Annotated in this window: 19 protein-coding genes and 1 tRNA gene; 17 read left to right on the top strand and 3 right to left on the bottom strand. The window is 59.3% G+C overall.

The features are described 5' to 3' along the window. Nucleotides 1-419: 419 nt before the first annotated feature. Nucleotides 420-1169 carry an SDR family NAD(P)-dependent oxidoreductase gene (locus tag ACTNBB_RS08290; RefSeq protein WP_441057768.1) on the bottom strand — a complete coding sequence of 250 codons (750 nt, stop codon included), beginning with the start codon at nucleotides 1167-1169 and terminating at the stop codon, nucleotides 420-422. A gap of 214 nt (nucleotides 1170-1383) precedes the next feature. After that, a complete protein-coding gene (locus ACTNBB_RS08285; RefSeq protein WP_441057765.1) occupies nucleotides 1384-2727 on the bottom strand; it encodes a homoserine dehydrogenase in 1344 nt (447 codons plus the stop codon). A gap of 250 nt (nucleotides 2728-2977) precedes the next feature. Between ACTNBB_RS08285 and ACTNBB_RS08280 the strand changes: the two genes are divergently transcribed. From ACTNBB_RS08280 to ACTNBB_RS08245, 8 genes are all read left to right on the top strand, one after another. Continuing rightward, complete coding sequence (locus ACTNBB_RS08280; RefSeq protein WP_427719714.1) at nucleotides 2978-4144, top strand: ABC transporter substrate-binding protein; 1167 nt, start codon at nucleotides 2978-2980, stop codon at nucleotides 4142-4144. 269 nt (nucleotides 4145-4413) lie between these two features. Continuing rightward, nucleotides 4414-5601, top strand: coding sequence for an ABC transporter substrate-binding protein (locus tag ACTNBB_RS08275; RefSeq protein ID WP_154517185.1), 1188 nt, complete (start codon nucleotides 4414-4416; stop codon nucleotides 5599-5601). 139 nt (nucleotides 5602-5740) lie between these two features. Beyond that, complete coding sequence (locus tag ACTNBB_RS08270) at nucleotides 5741-6622, top strand: branched-chain amino acid ABC transporter permease (RefSeq protein WP_154517188.1); 882 nt, start codon at nucleotides 5741-5743, stop codon at nucleotides 6620-6622. 9 nt (nucleotides 6623-6631) lie between these two features. Beyond that, nucleotides 6632-7711 (top strand): branched-chain amino acid ABC transporter permease, encoded by a 1080-nt coding sequence (locus tag ACTNBB_RS08265; protein WP_441057761.1) that lies wholly within the window; start codon nucleotides 6632-6634, stop codon nucleotides 7709-7711. Then, complete coding sequence (locus ACTNBB_RS08260) at nucleotides 7701-8561, top strand: ABC transporter ATP-binding protein (RefSeq protein ID WP_154517194.1); 861 nt, start codon at nucleotides 7701-7703, stop codon at nucleotides 8559-8561. Before ACTNBB_RS08265 ends, ACTNBB_RS08260 begins: the two co-directional genes overlap by 11 nt. After that, entirely contained in the window at nucleotides 8562-9275 is a 714-nt protein-coding gene (locus tag ACTNBB_RS08255; protein ID WP_229770701.1) for an ABC transporter ATP-binding protein, read from the top strand. It begins immediately after the preceding gene. 123 nt (nucleotides 9276-9398) lie between these two features. Further along, nucleotides 9399-10076, top strand: coding sequence for a copper homeostasis protein CutC (locus ACTNBB_RS08250; RefSeq protein ID WP_441042492.1), 678 nt, complete (start codon nucleotides 9399-9401; stop codon nucleotides 10074-10076). A gap of 3 nt (nucleotides 10077-10079) precedes the next feature. Beyond that, on the top strand, nucleotides 10080-10877 hold the full coding sequence (locus tag ACTNBB_RS08245) for a DUF4931 domain-containing protein (protein ID WP_427796206.1): 798 nt from the start codon (nucleotides 10080-10082) through the stop codon (nucleotides 10875-10877). Between the two features lie 30 nt (nucleotides 10878-10907). Here the strand turns inward: ACTNBB_RS08245 and ACTNBB_RS08240 are convergent, their stop codons facing one another. Further along, nucleotides 10908-11906 carry a bile acid:sodium symporter family protein gene (locus ACTNBB_RS08240; RefSeq protein ID WP_441055639.1) on the bottom strand — a complete coding sequence of 333 codons (999 nt, stop codon included), beginning with the start codon at nucleotides 11904-11906 and terminating at the stop codon, nucleotides 10908-10910. Between the two features lie 275 nt (nucleotides 11907-12181). On the opposite strand from ACTNBB_RS08240, the gene recJ reads away from it, so the two are divergent. From recJ to rplT, 9 genes are all read left to right on the top strand, one after another. Next, complete coding sequence (recJ, locus tag ACTNBB_RS08235) at nucleotides 12182-15469, top strand: single-stranded-DNA-specific exonuclease RecJ (RefSeq protein WP_441057758.1); 3288 nt, start codon at nucleotides 12182-12184, stop codon at nucleotides 15467-15469. 14 nt (nucleotides 15470-15483) lie between these two features. Further along, entirely contained in the window at nucleotides 15484-17844 is a 2361-nt protein-coding gene (locus tag ACTNBB_RS08230) for a RelA/SpoT family protein (protein WP_154517206.1), read from the top strand. An 86-nt stretch (nucleotides 17845-17930) separates the two neighbouring features. Then, the gene (locus ACTNBB_RS08225; protein ID WP_441057755.1) at nucleotides 17931-18614 is read left to right on the top strand and encodes an MBL fold metallo-hydrolase; all 684 of its coding nucleotides are present in this window, start codon (nucleotides 17931-17933) and stop codon (nucleotides 18612-18614) included. Between the two features lie 194 nt (nucleotides 18615-18808). Next, the gene (gene fba, locus ACTNBB_RS08220; RefSeq protein WP_154517212.1) at nucleotides 18809-19675 is read left to right on the top strand and encodes a class II fructose-1,6-bisphosphate aldolase; all 867 of its coding nucleotides are present in this window, start codon (nucleotides 18809-18811) and stop codon (nucleotides 19673-19675) included. 350 nt (nucleotides 19676-20025) lie between these two features. Further along, nucleotides 20026-21459 (top strand): transglutaminase-like domain-containing protein, encoded by a 1434-nt coding sequence (locus ACTNBB_RS08215; protein WP_441057752.1) that lies wholly within the window; start codon nucleotides 20026-20028, stop codon nucleotides 21457-21459. 39 nt (nucleotides 21460-21498) lie between these two features. Next, nucleotides 21499-21585 (top strand) — tRNA-Leu (locus ACTNBB_RS08210). A 432-nt stretch (nucleotides 21586-22017) separates the two neighbouring features. After that, nucleotides 22018-22587, top strand: coding sequence for a translation initiation factor IF-3 (gene infC, locus ACTNBB_RS08205; RefSeq protein ID WP_006234423.1), 570 nt, complete (start codon nucleotides 22018-22020; stop codon nucleotides 22585-22587). 32 nt (nucleotides 22588-22619) lie between these two features. Beyond that, nucleotides 22620-22811 (top strand): 50S ribosomal protein L35, encoded by a 192-nt coding sequence (gene rpmI / locus ACTNBB_RS08200; protein ID WP_006234422.1) that lies wholly within the window; start codon nucleotides 22620-22622, stop codon nucleotides 22809-22811. A gap of 46 nt (nucleotides 22812-22857) precedes the next feature. Continuing rightward, nucleotides 22858-23217 (top strand): 50S ribosomal protein L20, encoded by a 360-nt coding sequence (rplT, locus tag ACTNBB_RS08195; protein ID WP_006234421.1) that lies wholly within the window; start codon nucleotides 22858-22860, stop codon nucleotides 23215-23217. Nucleotides 23218-23684: the final 467 nt, after the last annotated feature.

The following is a 23684-nucleotide window of genomic DNA, read 5'->3' as shown; positions in this document are numbered from 1 at the left end:
ACGGTGAGCCCGGCGCCGCGAAGCGCCCTGGCCCTCTCCACCATTCTCCTACTGTATGCCATGCGGACTCCGTTCCGGACCTCAACGGTCCAACTTTTTGTCCGCAGTCCCACGCCCAGAGTGGGATGCGGTTTCCGCTTTGGACTCCTGCCGGAAAGCGCGTCCCAGTCTGAAGGTTCAAAATGGGATGCGCTTTCCGAATCAAAGGCCTTGCGGAAAGCGCGTCCCAGAATTGGCGTTCAAAACGGGGCGCACTTTCCAAAACATGGCCCTGAGGGAAGCTGTGTCCCATTCGGAGCTGAAATACCGGGACGCAGTTTCCCTTACAAACAGAAGAAGGCGCGCTGCCAGCGGTTGTTGCAGGCCGCGCGCCTTTTGCGTTGGGCCTCGTTGAGGTTCGAAGTCGTGGCTTGCGACCTTTAGGAGCGGGCGGCTCCGTCGACGGGGAGCACGGCGCCCGTGACGTAGGAGGACATGTCGCTCGCCAGGAAAACAAAGGCGTTGGCGACATCCTCGGGCTCGCCCATGCGACCCAGCGGAATGGTGGCGATGATGGGCTTGATGACCTCTTCGGGCAGGTTGGCGACCATATCGGTTTTGGTTACGCCGGGTGCGACGGCATTGACGCGAATGCCCATGGGGGCGAGCTCGCGCGAGAGCGACTGGACCATGCCGTTGACGGCAAACTTGGACGTGGGGTAACCGACGCCGGAGGGCTGACCGTACTTGGCGACCATCGAGCTCGTGGTGGTGATGGTGCCGCCGTGGCCGGCCTCGGTCATAATCTTGGCGGCCGCCTGGTGACCGTTAAAGACGGCGACGACGTTGAGGTCCATGACTTTGGCGAACTCCTCGGCCGTGTAGTCCAAAAGCGGCGAGCGCTGGGAGATGCCGGCGTTGTTGACGACCGTGTCCAAGCCGCCCATGACGGTTGCAGCCTGGGTAAAAGCCTCGGTTACGGCCTCGAGTGAGGTGAGGTCGCAGGAGCGGCCCCAGACCTTGGCGTCGGGATAGGCGGCAGCCAGCTTCTCAACGGCCGCGTCGGCAGTCTCCTGGCGCGAGCCAAAGACGGTGACTGCGGCACCCTCTTCGATAAAACGGCAGGCGATGGCATAGCCGATACCGCGCGTGCCTCCGGTGACGATCGCTTTCTTGCCCTCGAGCAACATAGTGTTTCCTCTCATCGCGGGCGGACATTCTCAGCACAGCGTAGCGGTAGCCGGAATCGACCGCGTTTGCATATCGGTGAACGGTGGCGCGCGTTACCGATGAGCGGCTCGCGCAAATGTGCTCTGCCGTTGTGCTTAGGGCAGGAGGCAAAAGGGCTCCCGTCCCACATCGGACGGGAGCCCTCAAAGCGCGTATTGCTGGGCGAGCGTTGGGTTAGTTGGCCATGACGCCTTCGGTCCAGGCCTCGACGTTCTCGATGCGCAGGACGTTGGCGACCTCGGCCACGCAGTCGACGCTGGCAAGCTCGGCGGCGGCAGCCTGGACGTCCTTCTCGAGCGCGCGGTGCGTCAGGAAGATGACCGAGCAGGTATCGCTGGCGCCCGACTTGCCATCCTCGACCTGGTTAATGAGCGAGATCGAGATGTTGTGCTTGGCAAAGATGTCGACCGTCTCGGACAGGGCGCCCACGCGGTCGGCGACCTTCAGGCGCACATAGTACTTGGTCTGGAGCTCGTCCATGGGCTTAAAGGCGAGGTTGTGGCCATAGGGCTCAATCTCGGGCAGCGGAGCCACGCCGCGGCTGATCTGCTCGGAGAGCGACAGGATATCGCCCACGACGGCGCTCGCGGTGGGGAAGGAGCCTGCGCCGGCACCGTAGAACATGGTCTCGCCCACGGCGTCGCCTACCACGTAGACAGCGTTCATGGCGCCGTTGACCTTGGCGAGCATGTGGTCGGCGGGGATCAGCGTGGGATGCACGCGGACGTCGACGCCGGCGTCGGTGTTGCGGGCGATGCCGAGCAGCTTAATGGTGTAGCCGAGCTCGCGGGCCTGGGCGATGTCCTCGGCGCCGATGGTACGGATACCCTGCTGGTACACATCATCGGTGGTCACGCGGGTGCCAAAGCCGATGGAGGCGAGGATCGCCGTCTTGCTGGCGGCGTCGAAGCCGTCGACGTCGGCGGACGGGTCGGCCTCGGCATAGCCCTTGGCCTGCGCGTCGGCAAGCACGTCGGCGTAATCGGCGCCCTCGGCGTCCATGCGCGACAGGATATAGTTGGTGGTACCGTTGAGAATGCCGGCGATGGTCAGGATCTTGTTACCCACCAGGTCGTGCTCGAGCGTGCTCACGATGGGGATGCCGCCGCCGCAGCTGGCCTCGCACTTAATCTGCACGCCGCACGCGCGCGCCTTCTCGGCGAGCGTCTCGACATGACGGCCCAACAGGGCCTTGTTGGCAGAGACGACGTGCTTGCCGTTCTCAAAGGCGGTGGTGAAGATCTCGGTCGCGGGATGCTCGCCGCCGATCAGCTCGACGACGATATCGACGGCGGGGTCGGTAACGACGTCATGCCAGTCACTCGTAAAGGCCTCGCGCTCAATACCGGCTGCCTCGGCCTGCTCCCAGGCAAGCGCGCAGGCGCGGGTCAGCTTAAGGTCGATGCCGTAGGCGGCCAGGTACTCATCGTGGTGGCTCTTGATCAGACGGGCCACGCCGCCGCCGACGGTTCCCAGACCGATCAGACCGACGTTCACGGTGCGCAGGGGTTCGCTCATAGATAGCTCCTTCGTGCATCTTATAGATTGATTGATCAAGTAATGTTGAGTGCATTCTAGCGTGAACCGAGAGCGCGTGCTCGCCAGGCAACAGGAGTCGCACAAAACGGCACCCCCGAAACGCTGCGGAAACATTGGAAACATGCTCGCTACAAACGGAACTCCGTAACAAACTGTCAACGTTTGCGCCATAAGGTTTGCCCCGTACCGCAAGACGGCCGCACCGCGGCCAGCGAAAAAGGGGGACACCATGTTCAACATCAACAGCACGCTCAGCCGTAGGAACTTTCTCGCCGGCGCCGCGGCGCTCGGCAGCGCTGCCGCGCTCGCTGGTTGCTCGTCGGGTGGCTCGGACGGCGGCTCCGCCGATGACGGTAAGACCTTCAAGATCGGTGTCATCGGCCCTCTGACCGGCGCCGCGGCAACCTATGGCGTTTCGGCCGAGAAAGGTGCCAAGCTCGCCGCCAAGGATTTCTCGACCAAGGATCTCAAACTCTCGCTTAAGTCCGAGGATGACGTCGCCGACGGCGAGAAGGCCATCAACGCCTTCAATACCTTGTGCGACTGGGGCATGCAGGCGCTCGTCGGCCCCGTCACGACTGGTGCCGCCGTCGCCGTCTCGGGCGAGATCGCCGACGATATGCTCATGGTCACGCCTTCGGCCTCGTCGCTCGACGTCACAAAGGATAAGACCACGGTCTTTCAGGTTTGCTTCACCGATCCCACCATGGGCGCCAGCGCCGCGAAGTTCCTGGCCGAGAAGTATGCAGACGCCAAGATCGCCCTGTTCTACAACTCCGGCGATACGTATAGCTCGGGCGTTGCCGACGCTTTTGCCGAGCAGGCCAAGGCGTCCAAGCTCGATATCGTCGATACCGAGACCTTTAAGGACGACTCTTCCACGAGCTTTACCAACCAGCTCACCAAGGCCAAGGAGGCCGGCGCCACGCTTATCTTTGCCCCGATCTATTACACGCCGGCGTCCGTCCTGCTCAAGAACGCCAAGGACATGGGCTACGAAATGACCCTCATGGGCACCGACGGCATGGACGGCCTGCTCTCCGTTGAGGGCTTCGACACCTCTCTTGCCGAGGGCGTGCTGCTCATGACCCCGTTCTCTGCCGACGATGAGAAGAACGCCGACTTCGTCAAGGCATATAAGGACGCCTACAACGAGACGCCCAACCAGTTTGCCGCCGATGCTTATGACTGCATCCACGCGATTGTCGAGGCAATCGATGAGGCGGACATCGACATTACGGTCGACGGCGCCGACATTGCCGGCGACCTTGCCAAGGCTATGCGCAAGATCAAGATTGAGGGCCTGACAGGCGAGCTCACGTGGAACGACGAGGGCCAAGTCGAGAAGCCCGCTACGGCCTATGTGATTCAGGACGGCAAGTACATCGCCGCCTAAGTGCATATAACGAGACCGGTGGGGCCATGTTATTCAGGGCAGGAAAGCTTGTAACAAAACGGAAACATTACTTTCACACAATAAAGTCGCTAAACTGTATAAACCGACAGAAATACGCATAATTATGGATAAATGGACAAGGCAAAAGAAAAGTTGAAATAATCGCCACTTTTCTCAACTAAAGCGTCTACTATTTTGCGAACGCCGAAGACGGCGGAGGATGGCCTGTCGGGTAACCGAAACCCGACGAGATTTGAGAGGAGAGCCGCATGTCGAGCCTCACCGGTAAGTCATTGAACCCTGTTATGAATCGCAGGAGCGTTATCGCGAGCGCAGCAGGTCTGGGGGCGATGTCCATTCTAGCTGGCTGCTCCTCCAACGGTGGCGACAGCGGTTCCGCTTCGAGCGACGCTTCGTTTAAGATCGGCACCATTGGCCCGCTGACCGGTGCCGCCGCGTCTTACGGCAAGTCCGTTACCCAGGGCGTCGAGCTTGGCTGCAAGGACTTCTCCACCAAGGAGCTGCCGCTTGCCAGCAAGGCCGAGGACGACCAGGCCGACGGCGAGAAGGCCGTCAACGCCTTTAATAACCTGCTCGACTGGGGCATGCAGGCCCTCGTCGGCCCGACCACCACGGGTGCGTCGGTTGCCGTTGCCGCAGAGTGCGGTAACGACCCCAAGACATTCATGATCACCCCGTCCGCGTCCTCCGAGGACGTCACCGACGGAAAGGATTGTGTCTTCCAGGTTTGCTTTACCGACCCCAACCAGGGCGTCAACGCTGCCAAGTTCCTGGCAGAGAAGTATGCGGACGAGAAGTTCGTGCTGTTCTATAACTCCGGCGACGCTTATTCTTCGGGCATTGCAGATTCCTTTAAGGCCCAGGCCGCTGAGTCTAAGCTCGAGATTGTTGACGAGGAGACCTTTAAGGACGACTCCGCTACGAGCTTTACCAACCAGCTGACCAAGGCCAAGCAGGCCGGCGCCACCATGATCTTTGCGCCGATCTACTACACGCCGGCGTCCGTCCTGCTCAAGAACGCCAAGGACATGGGCTACGACGTCAAGATGATGGGCTGCGACGGCATGGACGGTATCCTGGGCGTCGAGGGCTTCGACACCTCTCTTGCCGAGGGTCTGCTGCTCATGACCCCGTTCTCCGCCGACGACGAGAAGAACGCCGACTTCGTCAACGCTTACAAGGATAAGTACGGCGATACCCCCGACCAGTTTGCCGCCGATGCCTACGACGGCGTGCATGCGGTGGTCGAGGCCCTCAAGGAGGCCGGTCTTGGTGTCGACGCCGACCCGACCGAGGTCGCCGAGAAGCTGCCCAAGGCTATGCTCAAGATTACCGTTGACGGTCTGACCGGCAAGCTCTCCTGGAACGACAAGGGCCAGGTCCAGAAGGATCCTACGGCGTATGTCATCACCGACGGCAAGTACGTACTGGCCTAATAGGCCGCCTTACATAGAGCGGTTTTGATCCCAAGCAGGGGAGGTTTTCGCCTTCCCTGCTTGCTTGGTATCTGGGGACAACGTAACGTCCCTGTTTCATACATTAACTGGAAACCTATTCGAAAGGGGGATGTGGAACATGACGGTCTTTATCCAATACCTGGTCAACGGCCTGTCCATGGGCAGCGTCTACGCCATCATCGCGTTGGGCTACACCATGGTCTACGGTATCGCCAAGATGCTCAACTTCGCTCACGGCGATGTCATCATGGTCGGTGCCTATGTCTCGTTCTGCGCCACGTCGTATCTCGGCCTCCCGGGCTGGGCATCTGTAGTTCTCTCTTGTGTGGTCTGCACGGTTCTCGGTGTTCTCATTGAGGGTCTGGCCTATAGGCCGCTGCGCCAAGCAGGCCCGCTGGCCGTTCTGATCACGGCCATCGGTGTGTCCTACTTCCTGCAGAATGCCGCGCAGCTTCTGTGGGGCGCCACACCCAAGAACTTCACTTCGCTCGTCACCTTCCCGGTGCCGGAGTTCTTGGCCAAGTTCAACGTAAGTGCCGTCTCGCTCGTCACCATCGTCGCCTGCCTGGTTATCATGGCCGGTCTGATGATCTTTACAGGTAAGACCAAGATGGGCAAGGCCATGCGCGCCGTGTCCGAGGACAAGGCCGCCGCTCAGCTCATGGGCATCAACGTCAACCGCACCATCTCGATGACGTTCGCCATCGGCTCCGCCCTTGCCGCCATCGCCGGTGTGCTCCTGTGCTCCTACTCGCCGGTTCTGCAGCCTACCACGGGCGCCATGCCTGGCATCAAGGCCTTCGACGCTGCCGTTTTCGGCGGCATCGGCTCCATCCCCGGTGCCTTTGTCGGCGGCATTCTCATCGGCATCATCGAGGCGATGGCGCAGGCTTACATTTCCACGAGCCTTGCCAACTCCATCGTCTTTGGCGTTTTGATCATCGTCCTGCTCGTCAAGCCTGCCGGCCTCTTGGGCAAGTACGTACCCGAGAAGGTGTAGGTGAGCGTTATGAAGTTTCTTACAGACAAGCAGACGCGTCACGACTTTGTCACGTACGCCATGTGCGTTGTGGCGTTCGCCATCGTGTTCTTTATGCAGTCTAACCACATGATTCCGCGCATGATTGTCGGTCAGCTGGTTCCCATCACGGCCTATATCGTCATGGCCATCTCGCTCAACCTCGTCGTCGGCATCGCGGGCGACTTGTCGCTGGGCCACGCGGGTTTTATGAGCGTCGGCGCCTATACGGGAATCGTCACCGCCGTCGCGCTGGAGAGCGCCATTCCGTCTGACCCGGTGCGTCTGATCATCAGCATTGTGGTCGGCGCTATCGCCGCTGCCATTCTGGGCTTCCTGATCGGTATTCCGGTTCTTCGCCTGAGCGGTGACTACCTGGCCATCGTAACCTTGGCCTTTGGCGAGATTATCAAAGAGATCGTTACCTGCCTCATTGTGGGCGTCGATTCCCGCGGCCTGCACGTGATCTTTAACATCACGGGCAATTCCACGATCGACGACCTACACCTGCTCGAAGACGGCACCGCTATCATCAAGGGTGCCCAGGGCGCATCTGGTGTTTCGACCTACTCGACGTTCCTTGCTGGCGCCATCCTGGTTATGCTTGCGCTCGTGATTGTGCTCAACTTGGTCCGCAGCCGCACCGGTCGTGCCATCATGGCCGTGCGCGATAACAAGATCGCTGCCGAGTCCGTGGGTATCTCCGTCACCCAGTACCGCATGATCGCCTTCGTGGTCTCCGCCGCTCTCGCCGGTGCCGCCGGAGCCCTCTTCGGCGGTAACTTCTCGCAGCTCTCCGCCACTAAGTTCGACTTCAACACGTCGATTCTCATTCTGGTGTTCGTGGTCCTGGGCGGTCTGGGCAACATGCGCGGTTCCGTCATCGCGGCGGCGCTGCTCACGGTGCTCCCCGAGCTGCTCCGTCAGTTCTCGGACTACCGCATGCTCATCTACGCCATCGTGTTGATTCTGGTCATGGTCTTTACTAACAACCCGCAGCTCAAGGCGTTCTTCGCGCGCATTAAGGACCGCTTTGCTTCCAAGAAGGAGGTGGCAACCGATGCCCAGTAATTTTGAGTTCAACAAGGGCAAGATGGTCCCGTATCCTTCTGGCGCCATCGTTCCCGACCGCGACCTGGGCGAGCGCCCGGCGCTCGAGTGCATCCACCTGGGCATTGAGTTCGGCGGCCTCAAGGCGGTCGACGACTTTAGCCTGACCATCGGTAAGACCGAGATCGCCGGTCTCATCGGCCCCAACGGCGCCGGCAAGACCACGGTCTTCAACCTGCTCACCAAGGTGTACCAGCCCACGCACGGCACCATCCTGCTCGACGGTGAGGACACCTCGGGCAAGTCCGTCTACCAGGTCAACCGCATGGGTATCGCTCGTACCTTCCAAAACATCCGCCTGTTCAACACCATGACGGTGGAGGACAACGTAAAGGTCGGCCTGCACAACCAGGAGCGCTACTCCGGCTTTGAGGGCGTGCTGCGCCTGCCGACGTATTGGAAGCACGAGAAGGCCGCCCATGAGCGCGCCATGGAGCTGCTGTCCATCTTTGATATGGAACATCTGGCAAACGAGCAGGCCGGCTCGCTGCCTTACGGCGCTCAGCGTCGTTTGGAGATCGTCCGCGCGCTTGCCACCAATCCCAAGCTACTACTGCTCGACGAGCCTGCCGCCGGCATGAACCCGTCCGAGACTGCGGAGCTCATGGCGAACATCGTCAAGATTCGCGACACCTTTGGCATTGCCATCATGCTCATCGAGCACGACATGTCGCTCGTCATGAATATTTGCGAGGGTATCTGCGTGCTTAACTTTGGCAAGGTCATCGCCAAGGGCACGGCCGAGGAAATCCAGAACAACGAAGCCGTTATTGAGGCTTATCTGGGCAAGCAGGATAAGGGGGAGAACTAAATGGCAGAGCCGATGCTTTCCGTCTACAACATCAACGTCTGGTACGGCGCCATCCACGCCATTAAGGACATCTCCTTTAACGTTAACGAGGGCGAGATCGTGGCCCTGATTGGCGCTAACGGCGCCGGCAAGTCCACGACGCTCAAGACCGTCTCGGGCCTTCTGCGCTCCAAGACCGGCTCCATCAAGTTTATGGGCGAGGACATTATCCATACGCCCGCCGACAAGCTGGTTGGCAAGGGCCTGTCTCAGGTACCCGAGGGGCGTCGTGCCTTTTTGCAGATGACGGTCGAGGAGAACCTGGAGATGGGTGCCTATACACAGCCCAAGTCCACGGTTGCCCCGGGCCTCGAACGTGTTTACGAGCAGTTCCCGCGCCTGAAGGAACGCCGTCGCCAGGTGGCCGGCACCCTTTCGGGCGGCGAGCAGCAGATGCTCGTTATGGGTCGTGCCCTTATGAGTAACCCCAAGCTGCTCATGCTCGACGAACCCTCCATGGGTCTGGCGCCGATCCTGATCGAGCAGATCTTCCAGATTGTCGAGGATTTGCACAAGGCCGGCACCACGGTGCTCCTGGTCGAGCAGAATGCGCAGATGGCGCTTTCCATCGCCACACGCGGCTACGTGCTCGAGACCGGCAAGATCACCATGACCGGCACCGGCCAAGAGCTGCTGCACGACGACAACGTCCGCAAAGCTTATCTTGGTGGTTAATCCATCCAGTAATAGGGGCGCTGACCAACTCGGTCAGCGCCCCTTTTGAAATGATCCGTTGGCTTGGTATTTAAAGTGCGACAATGCCGTGTGGAAATAGAAGTGTCATCTGGGGGTCTATCTATGCTGTACGAGTTTTGTGCCGAGAACTTTGAGCGGGTGCCGGCGGCCATTGCGGCCGGTGCGGGACGCATTGAGCTGTGCGACAACCTTGCGGTTGGAGGCACCACGCCCTCGGCCGGCGTGATCAGCGCTACGACCAGCTATGCTCGCGAGCACGATGCACGGGTGATGTGCATGATCCGTCCGCGTGGCGGCGACTTTCACTACAACCAGGACGAGCTGCGCATGATGGAGATGGACTTGGGCCTTGCCGTAAGTGCCGGCGTCGATGGCTTGGTCTTTGGCTGCTGCAAGCCTTGTGCCGGCGGATGGGCGCTCGATGAACTTGCGTTGGGCGCCCTTGTGATGGCTGCGGGCTGCGCGACCGAGGAGTGCAAGCGCGAGCCCATCGACATCACCTTTCACATGGCGTTTGACCAGCTCTCGCCCGAGGCTCAGCTCGACGCGATTGACACGCTCGCCGACTGCGGCATAACGCGCATCCTGACGCATGGCGGTGCCGCCGGCACGCCGATTGAGGACAACCTGGAGCATCTGTCGCACCTTATCGACTACGCGAACGATCGCCTGACCATCCTTCCCGGCGGCGGCATTTCCACGGCCAACCGCGATACCGTGGCTGCGGCACTGGGCGTCTCCGAGCTCCATGGCACCAAGATCGTGCCGCTGGAGGTATAACCCGTGCCCCTGGTATTTGACGTTCAGCAGGCGAGCGGGAAGCCCGACGACAACCGGCGCCCTGGCACCGCGTGCCCCTTTTGCGATACCGAGGAACTCGCCAATATCATCCGGCGCGACGGTGACTGTATCTGGCTCGAGAATAAGTTCAAGACCCTGCGCGCCACCCGTCAAACCGTGCTGATCGAGTCGGCCGACCACGACGCAGACCTGGTGACCTATGCGCCGGACGAGCTGCATCATGTGATGCGGTTTGCCCTGGGTTGCTGGCAGCAGATGATCGATTCACGGCAGTATCGAAGCGTGCTCATGTACAAGAACAAGGGTCCGCTCTCGGGCGGTAGTCTCGTTCATCCGCACATGCAGATTGTGGGTTTGGAGCAGGAAGATGGCTATGCTTCGCTGACTTCCGCCAATTTCGAAGGCATCAATGTCTGGCAACAGGGGAGAATTGCGGTCAACATCTCAACCGAACCGATTATGGGGTTCTTTGAGGTCAACGTTTCAGCTCCGCGGGGAATCGCCGCCAGCGATGACACGCGGGACCAAGCCGAGGCGGATCTCTTCGCCGATGCGATCCAGGTAGCTCTGCGTTATATCCTAAACGAGCACCACGGTGGCCGTGCAGAGTCGTACAACTTGTTCTTCTATCACCTGGGCGGTCGGACCATTGCCAAGGCGCTGCCGCGTTGGGTGGTTTCGCCCTACTTTGTCGGCTATCGTTTGGCCCAGGTCAATGCCGAGACGACGCTCGATATCGATGCTGAGCGTCTGCGCGCGCATCTGGAAACGCTCGTATAGCAAGACTAACACCCGCGTAATGCGGACAGCCTAGCGTGCCATGGCGTCGCGGCCGGCCTCGACGCGCTTGCGCTGGGCAGCGCGCTCCTCGCCGGTTAGACGCTCAAAGAGATGCCCGATAAGCGAGGCAAGTACCTGCTGAAACAGCGTTCCGCACATGACGGGAAATACGACTTCGCCCGGAAAGTATTGCGTGGCGATGACGGCGCCCGAAGAGATGTTGCGCATGCCGCAGGTAAAGCACATGGTAGTCGTTTCGCTATACGGCAGATGCAGTGCGCGGGCGACCAGAATACCGACGACAAAGCCGCTGATGGCGAAGATCAAAATAAAGAGGGCGACTTCCAAGCGCACCGCGTTCATGTGCAGCACGTACTCGCTCATGGCGGTGGAGTTCGACGCGATAACACCCATCATCATGAACTTGCAGGCGGGCGAGAGCGCGGGGGAGAGCTTCTCGTGTCCCCATCCGCGCGTGAGTTCGTTAATCACGATGCCGAGCAGGGCGGGGATAGCGATCATGAAGGCCATGTTCTTCATCATGCCCGGCACGTCGATCGAGACGGTGGCGCCCAGCAAGAGCTTAAGCGTGAGCGGAATCGTAACGGGAGAGATAACCGAGGACGTCAGGATGATGGTGAGCGCGAGCGGGCCGTTGCCGCCGAACATGCTAATCCACATAAAGGCAGTGACTGCCACAGGTACGCTGTACTCGAGCACGATACCGCAGACTAGGTTGGGGTTGGAGCCAAAGAACAGCGACCCCATGGCATAGGCTGTTATGGGAATAAGCACCGCCGAGACCAGCAGCGCCAAAATCAGGTGCAGCGGACGGCGGAATACTTCGGCTACCTGATGGAAGGTGTTGCTGAGGGCACCTTGGAACGTCATAAAGGCAAACAGGGTGGGGACGATGGGCTTGAGTACGCCGATCTGCTGGGGAAAGAGCACGCCGAGCGTCACGCAAATCGGAACGATGATCTGCATATGCCCCGCGAGGAACTTACCCAGTCCAACCCATTGCTTCATATGCGCTTGTGACTCCCTTTGCTCGTGAATCCGTTTTGAATGGATATGCTAGACGCTCGCATGCGTCCGTGTGGCTGAAACGCCCGATTATTTCGAGGCTATTACCGCCCTCGTTTATCGAAACCACGGCGTGCTGGACGTTGTGCGTCCGCGCCGCACGGTATAATAAATCCGTTCAACAGATCTGCCTGCCGAAGCGGGCATACACAGAGGACTCATCGCTATGAACCGTGAGAGGTATCGCGGCGACCTGCCCCTATCGGGGGTGGGCGCCTATGTCATCGCTTAAGACAACGCATCGCTGGGCGGTCGCTCAGCAAAACCCCGAGCTCGAAAAGGAGCTTTCGGCTGGCCTGGGCATACCCGGGCTGGTGGCGCGCATTATGGTTGCGCACGGCATTACATCCATCGAGGAAGGCCAGCTTTTTTTGACGCCTTCGCTCGATCGCGACTGGGCGGACCCGCTCGTTATTCCGGGCATGGCGGTCGTCGTCGACCGCGTTGAGCGTGCTATTCGCAGCCACGAGCGCATCGCCGTCTTTGGTGATTTTGACGTCGACGGCATTACGTCGACTTGTCTGTTGACCGAGGCGCTGCGTTCGTTTGGCGCCAACGTCACGCCGTTTATTCCGCATCGCTTTGACGAGGGCTACGGCCTGTCGCGTGCGGCACTCGACCGCGTTAACGAGCTCGCTCGCCCCCAGCTGATCGTGACCGTCGATAACGGCATTGCCGCCAAGGAAGAGGCCTCCTATCTGGAGAGCCTGGGGATCGATTTGGTGGTCACGGACCATCACGAGCCGTCCGACCAGGTGCCGCAGGGCGTGCCCCTGACCGACCCCAAGCTCGAGGACAAGGGTCCCTCGCGCGAGCTTGCCGGTGCCGGCGTGGCACTCAAGCTGGTGCAGGTCCTGGGCGAGCGTTTGGGCAAGCCGTCGTATTGGCGTTCGCTGATAGAGGTCGCGGCGCTGGGCACCGTGTCCGACATGATGCCGCTTACGCCCGAGAATCGCGCACTGGTCGCCGAGGGCATCCAGCAGATGCGCGTGACGGCCCGTCCCGGCTATATCGCGCTTGCCGCACTTGCCAAGGCCGACCTTTCTACCATTACGGCCGACGGCCTGTCGTTTTCGCTCATCCCCCGTCTGAATGCTGCCGGCCGCATGGCCGATCCCAAGCTGGCGCTCGACCTGCTGCTTGCCCGCGACCCCATCGAAGCGAGCGCGCTCGCCGCCGAGCTCGAGGAAATCAATCGCCAACGCCGCGAGATCGAGGCCGAGCTTACGCGCGATGCCATGGCGAAGGTCGAGGAGACTTATGACGGCGGGCGCGCAATCGTCGTGGGCGGCGAGGGCTGGCACGAGGGCGTCAAGGGCATCGTGGCGAGCCGCTTGACCAATCGCTATCACGTGCCGGCGCTGCTCTTCTCGATCGAGGATGGCGTTGCGCGCGGATCGGGCCGCTCGGTGGGCAAGATCAACTTGTTCGACGCCGTCGAGCGTTGCTCCGACCTGCTGATTCGTCGCGGCGGGCATGCCGGTGCGGTGGGTGTGACCATCGAGGCATCTAAGCTCGATGAGTTCCGCCGTCGCCTTTCGGCCGTGCTATCGGAGCTTCCCGCCGAGGACTTTGAGGACACTGACGAGATTGCCGCCACCGTTGATCTCTCCGAGCTAAATATCGAGACCATCGAGCAAATTTCCCGTCTTGAGCCGTTTGGCCAGGGCAATAAGGTGCCGCTTCTGGCCGCCGAGGGCGTGACGATGTGCGATCGCGCCGTGGTGGGCAAAACCGGCGAGCACATGCGCTTTGTGGCGACCGATGGTGCCGCGAGTGTGCCGGCCATCATGTTCCGCGTGCCGCAGATCGATAGGCTCATCAATTGCGACAGCGCCGTCGACTTGGTGTTCGAGGCCGTGGCCGAACATTGGCAGGGACGTGTGAAGCCCAAGCTCATGATCAAAGATGTCTTGGTGCGCGATACCGCGGCGCCCAATATCGACGATCCGGCATGTGAGCTTCGCCGCGGCGTGCAACCGGCGGATTCTGGCCTGCGCCTGGAGTCGCGTAAACGCGAGACGCTCGCCCAGCTTTCTTATACCGAGCTCACGCGCTCGCTTATCCATAGCTTTATCGGCTCGAACCAGCCGCATCGCGCGCAGGTCGAGGCACTCGATGCACTTGCCGACCATCAGAGCGTTTTGGCCGTTATGGGGACGGGGCGTGGCAAGTCTCTGATTTTCCATGTGCATGCCGCGCGCGAGGCGGTTCTTCGCGGGCGTGCGAGCATTTTTGTCTATCCTCTGCGTTCGCTCGTTGCCGATCAGGCCTATCACCTTTCCTCGACGATGGCCGCGCTCGGCATTGGTGTCGGCGTGCTGACTGGCGAGACCGTGGAGGCCGTACGCGATGACGTGTTCGCCGGCCTTGCTTCGGGTCGCACCGGTATCGTTCTCACGACGCCCGAGTTCTTGTCTATCCACCGCGATCGATTTGCGCGTTCTGGACGTATTGGCTTCGTTGTTATCGATGAGGCGCACCATGCCGGTCTTGCTAAGGGTGGTGACCGGAGTGCATACCTCGATATGCCCGATATTCTTAAAGCCCTGGGCGACCCTGTTGTCATGGCGGCAACGGCTACCGCGACGGCTCCAGTTGTGGCAGAGCTTGCTCGCGTATTGCCGATTACCAGCACGGTGGTCGACGAGACCGTTCGCGAGAACCTACAACTCGAGGACGATCGTGACCTTGTGAGCCGTGAAAATCGCCTGGTTTCGATCGTTGCGACGGGGGAGAAGACCGTCATCTACGTGAACTCGCGCGACCAGTCCGTGGCGCTTGCCAAGACGTTGCGCAAACGTGTGCCCGACTGCGCGACCCATATCGCGTTCTATAACGCCGGGCTTGCGCGTTCCGATCGCCGACGCGTCGAGGAGGCGTTTCGAGATGGCAGCCTGAGCTGCATCGTTTCAACCTCGGCCTTCGGTGAGGGCGTCAACCTGCCCGATATCCGCCATGTCGTGCTCTACCACATGCCGTTTGGCGCGATTGAGTTTAACCAGATGAGTGGCCGTGCCGGCCGCGATGGGCAGCCTGCCGTGATTCACCTGCTCTATTCGTCTCGTGACGCTCGTATTAATGAGCGCCTGCTCGATTGTTACGCGCCCGAGCGCGATGAGCTTGTCACGCTCTATCGGGCGCTGCAGACCATGTGGCGCTCCAATCGTGGCAAGACGGGGGACGATTCATTCTGCGCAAGCGATATCGACATTGCGCAGATGTGCCTTGCAATCGACGCGCGCACGCCGGTCGATGAGCGTTCGGTGGCAAGTGGCTTGGGAATCTTCGAAGAGCTCGGTTTCTGTCACGTTTCGGGATTTGACGATACCCGTCGCATCGCGATGACCGAAAACCCCGGGCGCGTGCAGTTGAGCAGGTCGATCCGCTATTTGGAGGGCTTGCGCTCGCGCATGGAGTTCTCGGCTTTCCGGAGTTGGGCACTCGATTCGTGCGCTTCTGATATGCTTACCAAAATTAACCGCCCGATCGTACCGCGGGCCTAGGGAAGGGGACCTCGATGGATGCCGCAGCCCGTACCGCCCATGATTCCGCCCTCCAGCCCTTTTCGGAGATGGAGCACTATACGCATGCCGATGATCTGCCGCCCGAGATTATGGCGGACAGCTACGACAAGCTGGAGCGCCTGTGCCTTAAATATATGAGTGAGGATGACTTCTCCAAGGTGGAGCAGGCCTACTGCTTTGCTGCCGAGAAGCACTGCAACCAAAAGCGGCGCTCGGGTGAGATGTACATTAACCATCCCGTCGAGGTGGCTATCATTTTGGCCGACCTTAAGATGGACTGCGATGTGGTGTGCGCTGCATTACTGCACGATACCGTCGAGGATACCGATACCTCGCTTGCCGATGTTTCGGGTCTGTTTGGCGAAACCGTGGCAGAGCTCGTCGACGGCGTGACCAAGCTCACCAACATCGAAGTCGACAACATGGACGAAAAGCAGGCGCTTACGCTGCGCAAGATGTTCCTCGCCATGTCCAAGGACATTCGCGTCATCATCGTCAAACTCGCCGACCGCCTGCATAATATGCGCACGCTTGCGGCCCTTCGCGAGGACCGCCGCCTGTTTAAGGCGCGCGAGACCATGGATGTGTACGCGCCCCTGGCCGACCGCCTGGGCATGAGCTCTATCAAGTGGGAACTCGAGGATCTGTCCTTCTTCTACCTTGAACCCGACGCTTACCAGCGCATCGCCCGCATGGTGGCAGAGTCACGCGAGGTTCGCGAACGCTTTCTGGCCGAGACTATCAAGACGCTTACCGATGAGCTCGACCGCATTGGCCTTGAGGGTTTTCAGATCAACGGTCGTTCCAAGCACTATTGGTCCATCTATCAAAAGATGAAGCGCAAGGGCAAGGAGTTCTCCGAGATTTATGATCTGGTGGCGCTGCGCGTCATCACCCATTCGGTGCGCGATTGCTATTCCACGCTTGGTGCCGTGCATACTTTGTGGCATCCCATGCCCGGTCGTTTTAAAGACTATATCGCCATGCCCAAGGTCAATAACTACCAATCGCTCCATACGACGGTTATCGGCCCCACGGCCCGTCCGCTCGAGATTCAGATTCGAACCTACGAGATGCACGAGCAGGCCGAGTACGGCATCGCCGCCCACTGGCTATATAAAAAATCGGGCGGATCGTCTGCCTCCAAGACCAACGACGCACAGCGTCTGGACGATCAGATTAACTGGCTCAAGCACTCGCTCGATTGGGCAGCCTCTGACGAGATCACCGATGCCAAAGAATATCTGCACTCACTGAAGGTCGACCTGTTTGACCAGGAGATTTTTGTCTTTACGCCCAAGGGTGAGGTCATGGCGCTTCGTGCGGGCTCTACACCGCTCGACTTTGCCTACGCTGTTCATACCGAGGTCGGCAACCACTGCGTCGGCGCCAAAATCAACGGTGCGGTGGCTCCGCTCACGCACGAAATCAAGACGGGTGACCGTGTCGAGATCCTGACTAACAAGAGCTCCAAGCCGTCGCGCGATTGGCTCAAGATCGTCAAGACGCCTTCGGCCAAGTCAAAGATTCGCCGTTACTTCGCCGCTGCGACCAAAGACGATGACGCTGCTGCCGGTCGCGATATGCTGGCCAAGGACCTGCGCAAGCGCGGGTACGGCATCTCTACGCCGCGATCCACGCGTGCGCTCAATGCCGTGGCGGAGCAGTTTAACTTCAAGCAACTCGAGGACCTGTTCGCAGCCGTTGGTGCGGGCAAGGTCGCCCCGCGCGCTGTGGGCAATAAGGTCGAGCAAATCTTGGATCCCAAGCCCGAGGAGCAGCTCACCAAGGCCGAAGCCATCGCTGAGGTCGTCAAGCAGCCTGCCCGCGGTTCCAACCGCAAACCGCAAAAGCGTGGCAAGAGCGCAAGCAACGGCATTATCGTCAAGGGCGAGAGCAACAGCGGCCTGCTGGTTCGTCTGGCGCATTGCTGCAATCCGGTGACGGGCGACGACATCGTGGGCTTTATCACGCGCGGTCGAGGCGTCTCGGTGCATCGTGCCAACTGCCCCAACGTCAAGGGTCTCATGGAACACCCCGAGCGCATGATTGACGTGGAGTGGGATGGTGCTGCTGATACGCTTTTCCAGGTCGAGATCGTGGTCGAGTGCTTGGATCGTATGGGCTTGCTCAAGGATGTCACCATCGCCATTGGCGATGCAGGCGGAAATATCCTTTCCGCCGCTACCTCGACCAACCGCGAGGGCATTGCGACCCTGCGCTTTATGGTCGAGATTTCGGACGCGAGCGGTCTGGATCCGCTGCTGGCATCCATCAGCAGTGTCGACTCGGTCTATGACGCACGCCGTCTGATGCCTGGCGAGGGTGGGGCTCAGCTTAAGCGTCGCGTATAGGCGTGACGAACGCACAACGGTAATGATATTGGCTACGTTCGAGGCATCGTTTGATGCCTCGACGCTTGTAGAAGGAGGACGTGCTCATGGTCACTGCAGCTTTGGACTTAACCCCTCGGGGTACGGCTTCGATTGAGGCGCTTGTAAACGGCCCCATTCAGACCAACAGTTACGCCGTAATCTCGAGCGGCGAATGCCTGATTATCGATCCGGCCTGGGAAGGTGAGCGTCTTGTGGAACATATCTATGCCAAGCATCCTGACGCGCACGTGCTAGGCGCTGTCTGCACCCATGGCCATGCCGATCACGTAGGTGGCGTTGCCGGAGCGCGAGCCGCCGTCGGTAAGGGTTTCCTATATGAGTTAGGTGCTAAGGACGTGTTGGTATCTCGTGAGAATATCGAGGAGCAGCGAGCGATGTGGGGCATCGATACGCCCGATCCGGGCGAGCCGACGCGATTGCTTGCTGAGGGCGATACGATTGAATTGGGTGATATCTGCCTGCAGGTGATCGAGACGCCCGGTCACACACCGGGTGGCATTGTCTTGTTCGCCGCCACCGAGCAGGGAAGCATCGCCTTTGTTGGCGACACCCTGTTCCCGGGCAGCCACGGCCGCACCGATCTCGCCGGTGGAGACGAGGCGGCGATTCTGCGCTCGCTCTCCAAGCTCGCCCAGCTGCTTTCAGCCGATACCGTTTGTTTAACGGGGCATGGTGATTCGACCACTATGGCGCGCGAGCTCATGCAGAACCCTTTCATGCAGATGTAGCTTTGTAGTCAGCTGCTTAAGCACGAGAAGCGTCCAAACGTCAAGATATTTTCCCCAACGGGCCGATTCCGTAGGGCAAACGGTCAAAAAAAGTCTGTTTGGACGATATTCGTGAACAAACGAACGTTTACGCTCGGGTACGCCGTGGTAAAATCTCATGCGTTATCGGAGCAACCTTACAGGAGGTTTCTTTTATGCTCGTCAACGCAGCAGACATGCTCAAGAAGGCCGAGGCCGGCAAGTATGCTCTCGGTGCCTTCAACACCAACAACCTCGAGTGGACCCTGGCTATTCTCCAGGCCGCCGAGGAGGCCAAGTCTCCGCTGATCCTTCAGTGCACCGCTGGTGCCGCTAAGTGGATGGGCGGTTTCAAGGTCTGCGCCGACATGGTCAAGGCTGCCGTCGAGGCCACGGGCGTTACCGTTCCCGTCGCCCTTCACCTCGATCACGGTTCTTACGAGGACTGCTTCAAGTGCATCGAGGCCGGCTTCACGTCCATCATGTATGACGGCTCTCATGAGGAGACCTTCCAGCTTAACCTCGACCGCACCAAGGAGCTCGTTGAGCTTGCCCACTCCAAGGGCATGTCCATCGAGGCCGAGGTCGGCGGCATCGGCGGCACCGAGGACGGCGTGACCTCCAACGGCGAGCTCGCTGACCCCGCTGAGTGCAAGCAGATTGCTGACCTGGGCGTCGACTTCCTCGCCTGCGGCATCGGCAACATCCACGGCGTGTATCCCGCCGACTGGGCCGGTCTTTCCTTCGAGCGTCTGAGCGAGATCAAGGCTCAGACCGGCGACCTGCCCCTCGTTCTGCACGGTGGTACCGGCATTCCCGAGGATCAGATCAAGAAGGCCATCTCCCTGGGCATCTCCAAGATCAACGTCAACACCGACCTGCAGCTTGTCTTCGCTGCCGCCACGCGTGAGTACGTTGAGGCCGGCAAGGATCAGCAGGGCAAGGGCTATGACCCCCGCAAGCTCCTGAAGCCTGGTCGCGAGGCCATCGTTGCCCGCACTAAGGAGCTCATGGAGGAGTTTGGCTCCGTCAACAAGGCGTAAGTAGCGGTTTAACTTTCCCGTCGGAGGCCCTGTTCACCCTACGCTTTTCCCTTGCGCTCACCTGGCTTTGCCAGAAGTCGCGCAATGGGAAAAGCTCCGGGTGAACGGGGCCTCCTTCGTTAACTCGCTACAGGGTTACTGGGCTGAATTAAGATGGCTACTGGCTTTGCCGGAAGTCGCGCCAAGGAAACAGTTCCGGGGGATGGGGCTTCCTTTGTTTAACGCCGCAGGGTTACGAGGCTGAATTATTTATTTGACTACCGTTCAGCGGTGTTGATGGCTCCCTTGTTGGGGCTTTCTTTTTATGTCGGTACAATGGTCTCGGGTTGTCGTTCTGCGTGGGAGTGGTTATGGCTGTCGTTAATGTTTTGCCTGCCGATGGAAAGGTTGTTGCCGAGGGCCCCGTTGGTTGCTCTGTTGATGTTTGTTGCGATGATTTTCGTCATCTCGACATTGGATTGCCACCTGAGATCCTTCGTCTCAAGGACGCCGGGTACCTGGCGCAGGCTGTTGCGGCTTGCGACCGTCTTTTGGAGCAGAGCCCTGATCCCTCGTTGGCCGCTTGCGTTCGTGCCGAGCGGTATCGCATGATCGAGACGTCGTTTCATTTTTCGGTGTCGCGCGATCAGGCTATTGCGATGATCCGCGAGGAGTGGCCGGAGTTTACCGAGGATCAGTTTGACGACCTAATCGATCGCAAGCGCATCGACTGGCGCTTTATCGATGGTGAACTGTTCGTTCTCGACAACTTCCTTGATTCTTTGCGTGTGTATCCCAAGGAGGTTCCGGGCCTGCGTCCCGATTCTACGGATGGAACTGCGCTGCGCAACCAGATGCTTAAGAAGATGGAATCACAGGGCGGGTTGTCTCGTGCCATTACGCTTAAAGCGTCCGTGTCTGTTCCCGGTGCTCTGGAGGGGGAGACCGTTCGCGCGTGGCTTCCCGTTGCCGCAGCCTGCCGCCAGCAGTCTCATATCGAGATTCTCGATATGACGCCGGAGGGGGTCCTTGCTCCCGCGAACGCTTTGGCGCGTACCGCCTCGTGGATTTCCTCGGCTGATCGATCGTTCTCAGTGACCTATCGTTATCTGATTAATGCCGCTTATTGCGATATCTACGGGGGAGCACTTCCGGCGCATCCGTGTATGGACGCGCCGCTGCCCAAGGATATTTCCGAGGACCGACCGCATATTGCGTTCACGCCGTATCTGCAGCAGCTGACCGAACATGTTGTCGATGGTCTCGAGGATCAGCTCGACCGCGCTCGGGCTATCTATGATTATTTGACGCATCATATCGACTATCGATACCAGCCACCGTATCTGCTTCTGGGCTCTATCGCCGATGACTGCGCGCATTCGCTTCGCGGTGATTGCGGTGTTATGGCACTCACGTTTATCACTATGTGCCGCATCGCCGGCGTGCCCGCACGTTGGCAGAGCGGCCTGTACGTTGCGCCCGACTCGGTGGGCTCGCATGACTGGGCGGAGTTCTATACACCGCAGACGGGTTGGCTTAACGCCGATGTCTCGTTTGGCTCCTCGGCACGCAGGATGGGGGAGGAATGGCGCCGCCGCCACTACTTTGGCAACCTCGATCCATGGCGCATGGTGGCAAACTGTCGGTTCCAGGCAGAGTTTGAACCCGTCTTTGACGGTATGCGTGAGGACCCCTACGATAACCAGATGGGCGAGGCCTCGGTCGACGGTCGCGGATGCCGCCAGCGTGAGATGCTCCGCACGGTCGAACTCATCGAAATGCTCGAAGTTCCATTTTCGGACTAATCTACGGAAAGCTGTGATAAACTAACTCACGCAATACGTGCCCGAGTGGCGGAATTGGCAGACGCAGTGGACTCAAAATCCACCGTTGGCAACAACGTGCGAGTTCGAGTCTCGCCTCGGGCACCATACATGCAAAAGAGCGTTCAAGGGGGTTAAGGCCCCCTTTTTCGTGCCGAACTCGCGTGAGCGCGCGGAGCGTTAAGCAAACAGGCCTGTGGCCTGTTTGTAGCGGAGCGTGGCGAGGGCGCCATGCGCCCGAAGCCCGGGGCTTCGCGAAGCGAAGGCCCCTCGAGTCTCGCCTCGGGCACCATACATGCAAAAGAGCGTTCAAGGGGGTTAAGGCCCCCTTTTTCGTGTACGTAATGTGATAACGAGCGGTACGTGTTATTATCGCCAAGGCGTTGTTTCCGCAATGCCCTAAAGAGGAACCCGAGGGTTCCCACCTTTTGGCGCCAATGAGCAGCTGACTGGTCATACAACTTAGATTCTCTTCCTCATATCGAGGATGTCTATGTGTACGACCTGGTTGCAAAGAAGCGCCGGGTTATTTTTTTATGAATGGAGGTAGGGAAAATAGCTAAGTCTGATGACACCCGCATCAACGACGAGATCACTGCATCTTCGTGCCGTTTGATTGGCGTCGATGGCTCTCAGCTCGGCCTGTTCGCCATCCGCGATGCCCAGCGCGTCGCCGACGATCAGGGTCTCGACCTTGTCGAGATCGCTCCCAACGCGGAGCCGCCGGTCTGCAAGGTCATGGACTACGGTAAGTTCAAGTACCAGCAGGCCATGAAGGCCAAGGCTGCTCGTAAGAACCAGTCCAAGGTCGAGGTTAAGGAAATGAAGTTCCGTCCCAAGATCGACGTTGGCGACTACGAGACCAAGAAGGGCCACGTTCTGCGTTTCCTCAAGAAGGGCGCACGCGTTAAGATCACCATCATGTTCCGCGGCCGTGAGATGGCTCACCCGGAGCAGGGTCTTAACGTTCTCGAGCGTCTCGCCGAGGATCTTAAGCCTTACGCTACGGTCGAGTCCAAGCCTAAGATGGAAGGCCGTAACATGCTTATGCTGCTCGCCCCGATTAAGGGCGCCTTTGATGAGGATAAAGCGGCAAGTGATACTAAGTAACTAGTGTTCTGTAACCGATTAAGGAGTATTTCATGCCTAAGATGAAGTCCCACAGCGGCACCAAGAAGCGTTTCCGCAAGACTGGTACCGGCAAGCTTATGCGCGCCAAGGCTTTCAAGAGCCACATCCTGAGCAAGAAGTCCACCAAGCGTAAGCGTGGCTTCCGTCAGGAGACCGAGATCGCCGCTGCCGACCGCAAGGTCATCAAGTCGCGTCTCGCCTAAGTTAGCGTTCCCGTTTTTCGTTTAACCGTCTAGGAGTTGATAGAACATGGCACGTATTAAGCGCGCTGTTGCCGCCAAGAAGAAGCGCCGTACCGTTATGCACCGTGCGAAGGGTTACTACGGTGCCGCTTCGCGTACTTACAAGCATGCTAAAGAGCAGGTCCAGCACTCTCTGCAGTATCAGTACCGTGACCGCCGCAATAAGAAGCGCGAGATTCGCTCTCTCTGGATCACCCGTATCAACGCTGCTGCTCGCCTGAACGACATCTCTTACTCTCAGTTCATGCACGGCCTGAAGGTCGCCGGTATCGAGCTCGACCGCAAGGTCCTGGCTCAGATGGCTTACGAGGACATCGAGTCCTTCAACGAGCTGGCTACCATCGCCAAGAAGGCTCTCGAGGCCTAATTGATTCTCTTGAATCGCTAGGGGAGTGTCGCGCTGTGCGCGGCGCTCCCTCTTTTTATCTAAGGCGCTGGTTTATATCGCAAAAGCGCGGGTAGATAGACACTTACAGGTGGCCGATCTTTATATATCTCTTAGCCGAAGGGTCATCATCTGATACGTGCAGTATTTCTGCACCAGCCTTTCTATTACTTATATAGGAAGCGATATATTGTGTAGGACTTGTGAAGAGTGGAATTGACGTCCCACATCGCTTCGCGTTCTGGCAATATATCTCCTTGCCGCGCGGCCCGGTCGGACCGGGAACCGGCGCAGGCGTGCACCTTGAGAACCGGATACTGCGAGGATGGACACTTCGAGTGTCGCATCCGGGCAGACATCGAACCATTTGAAATGGTCTGACTTGGATTCGTTTTTCGCAAGGCCGCCGAGAGGCGGCCCCGAGAAATTCCTTTTCCTATCAAACAGAA

It is taken from the genome of Collinsella sp. HCP28S3_B9, from assembly GCF_052066095.1.
In the GTDB taxonomy this organism is placed as follows: domain Bacteria; phylum Actinomycetota; class Coriobacteriia; order Coriobacteriales; family Coriobacteriaceae; genus Collinsella.
Note: the sequence above shows the minus strand (reverse complement) of the source record. Positions and strands in the feature narration are given on the sequence as shown.

Excerpts from the sequence above, each read along its gene's own strand:
- ACTNBB_RS08290 (WP_441057768.1), bottom strand. The coding sequence starts at position 1,169 with ATGTTGCTCGAGGGCAAGAAAGCGATCGTCACCGGAGGCACGCGCGGT.
- ACTNBB_RS08285 (WP_441057765.1), bottom strand. The coding sequence starts at position 2,727 with ATGAGCGAACCCCTGCGCACCGTGAACGTCGGTCTGATCGGTCTGGGA.
- ACTNBB_RS08280 (WP_427719714.1), top strand. The coding sequence starts at position 2,978 with ATGTTCAACATCAACAGCACGCTCAGCCGTAGGAACTTTCTCGCCGGC.
- ACTNBB_RS08275 (WP_154517185.1), top strand. The coding sequence starts at position 4,414 with ATGTCGAGCCTCACCGGTAAGTCATTGAACCCTGTTATGAATCGCAGG.
- ACTNBB_RS08270 (WP_154517188.1), top strand. The coding sequence starts at position 5,741 with ATGACGGTCTTTATCCAATACCTGGTCAACGGCCTGTCCATGGGCAGC.
- ACTNBB_RS08265 (WP_441057761.1), top strand. The coding sequence starts at position 6,632 with ATGAAGTTTCTTACAGACAAGCAGACGCGTCACGACTTTGTCACGTAC.
- ACTNBB_RS08260 (WP_154517194.1), top strand. The coding sequence starts at position 7,701 with ATGCCCAGTAATTTTGAGTTCAACAAGGGCAAGATGGTCCCGTATCCT.
- ACTNBB_RS08255 (WP_229770701.1), top strand. The coding sequence starts at position 8,562 with ATGGCAGAGCCGATGCTTTCCGTCTACAACATCAACGTCTGGTACGGC.
- ACTNBB_RS08250 (WP_441042492.1), top strand. The coding sequence starts at position 9,399 with ATGCTGTACGAGTTTTGTGCCGAGAACTTTGAGCGGGTGCCGGCGGCC.
- ACTNBB_RS08240 (WP_441055639.1), bottom strand. The coding sequence starts at position 11,906 with ATGAAGCAATGGGTTGGACTGGGTAAGTTCCTCGCGGGGCATATGCAG.
- recJ (WP_441057758.1), top strand. The coding sequence starts at position 12,182 with ATGTCATCGCTTAAGACAACGCATCGCTGGGCGGTCGCTCAGCAAAAC.
- ACTNBB_RS08230 (WP_154517206.1), top strand. The coding sequence starts at position 15,484 with ATGGATGCCGCAGCCCGTACCGCCCATGATTCCGCCCTCCAGCCCTTT.
- ACTNBB_RS08225 (WP_441057755.1), top strand. The coding sequence starts at position 17,931 with ATGGTCACTGCAGCTTTGGACTTAACCCCTCGGGGTACGGCTTCGATT.
- fba (WP_154517212.1), top strand. The coding sequence starts at position 18,809 with ATGCTCGTCAACGCAGCAGACATGCTCAAGAAGGCCGAGGCCGGCAAG.
- ACTNBB_RS08215 (WP_441057752.1), top strand. The coding sequence starts at position 20,026 with ATGGCTGTCGTTAATGTTTTGCCTGCCGATGGAAAGGTTGTTGCCGAG.
- infC (WP_006234423.1), top strand. The coding sequence starts at position 22,018 with ATGGAGGTAGGGAAAATAGCTAAGTCTGATGACACCCGCATCAACGAC.
- rpmI (WP_006234422.1), top strand. The coding sequence starts at position 22,620 with ATGCCTAAGATGAAGTCCCACAGCGGCACCAAGAAGCGTTTCCGCAAG.
- rplT (WP_006234421.1), top strand. The coding sequence starts at position 22,858 with ATGGCACGTATTAAGCGCGCTGTTGCCGCCAAGAAGAAGCGCCGTACC.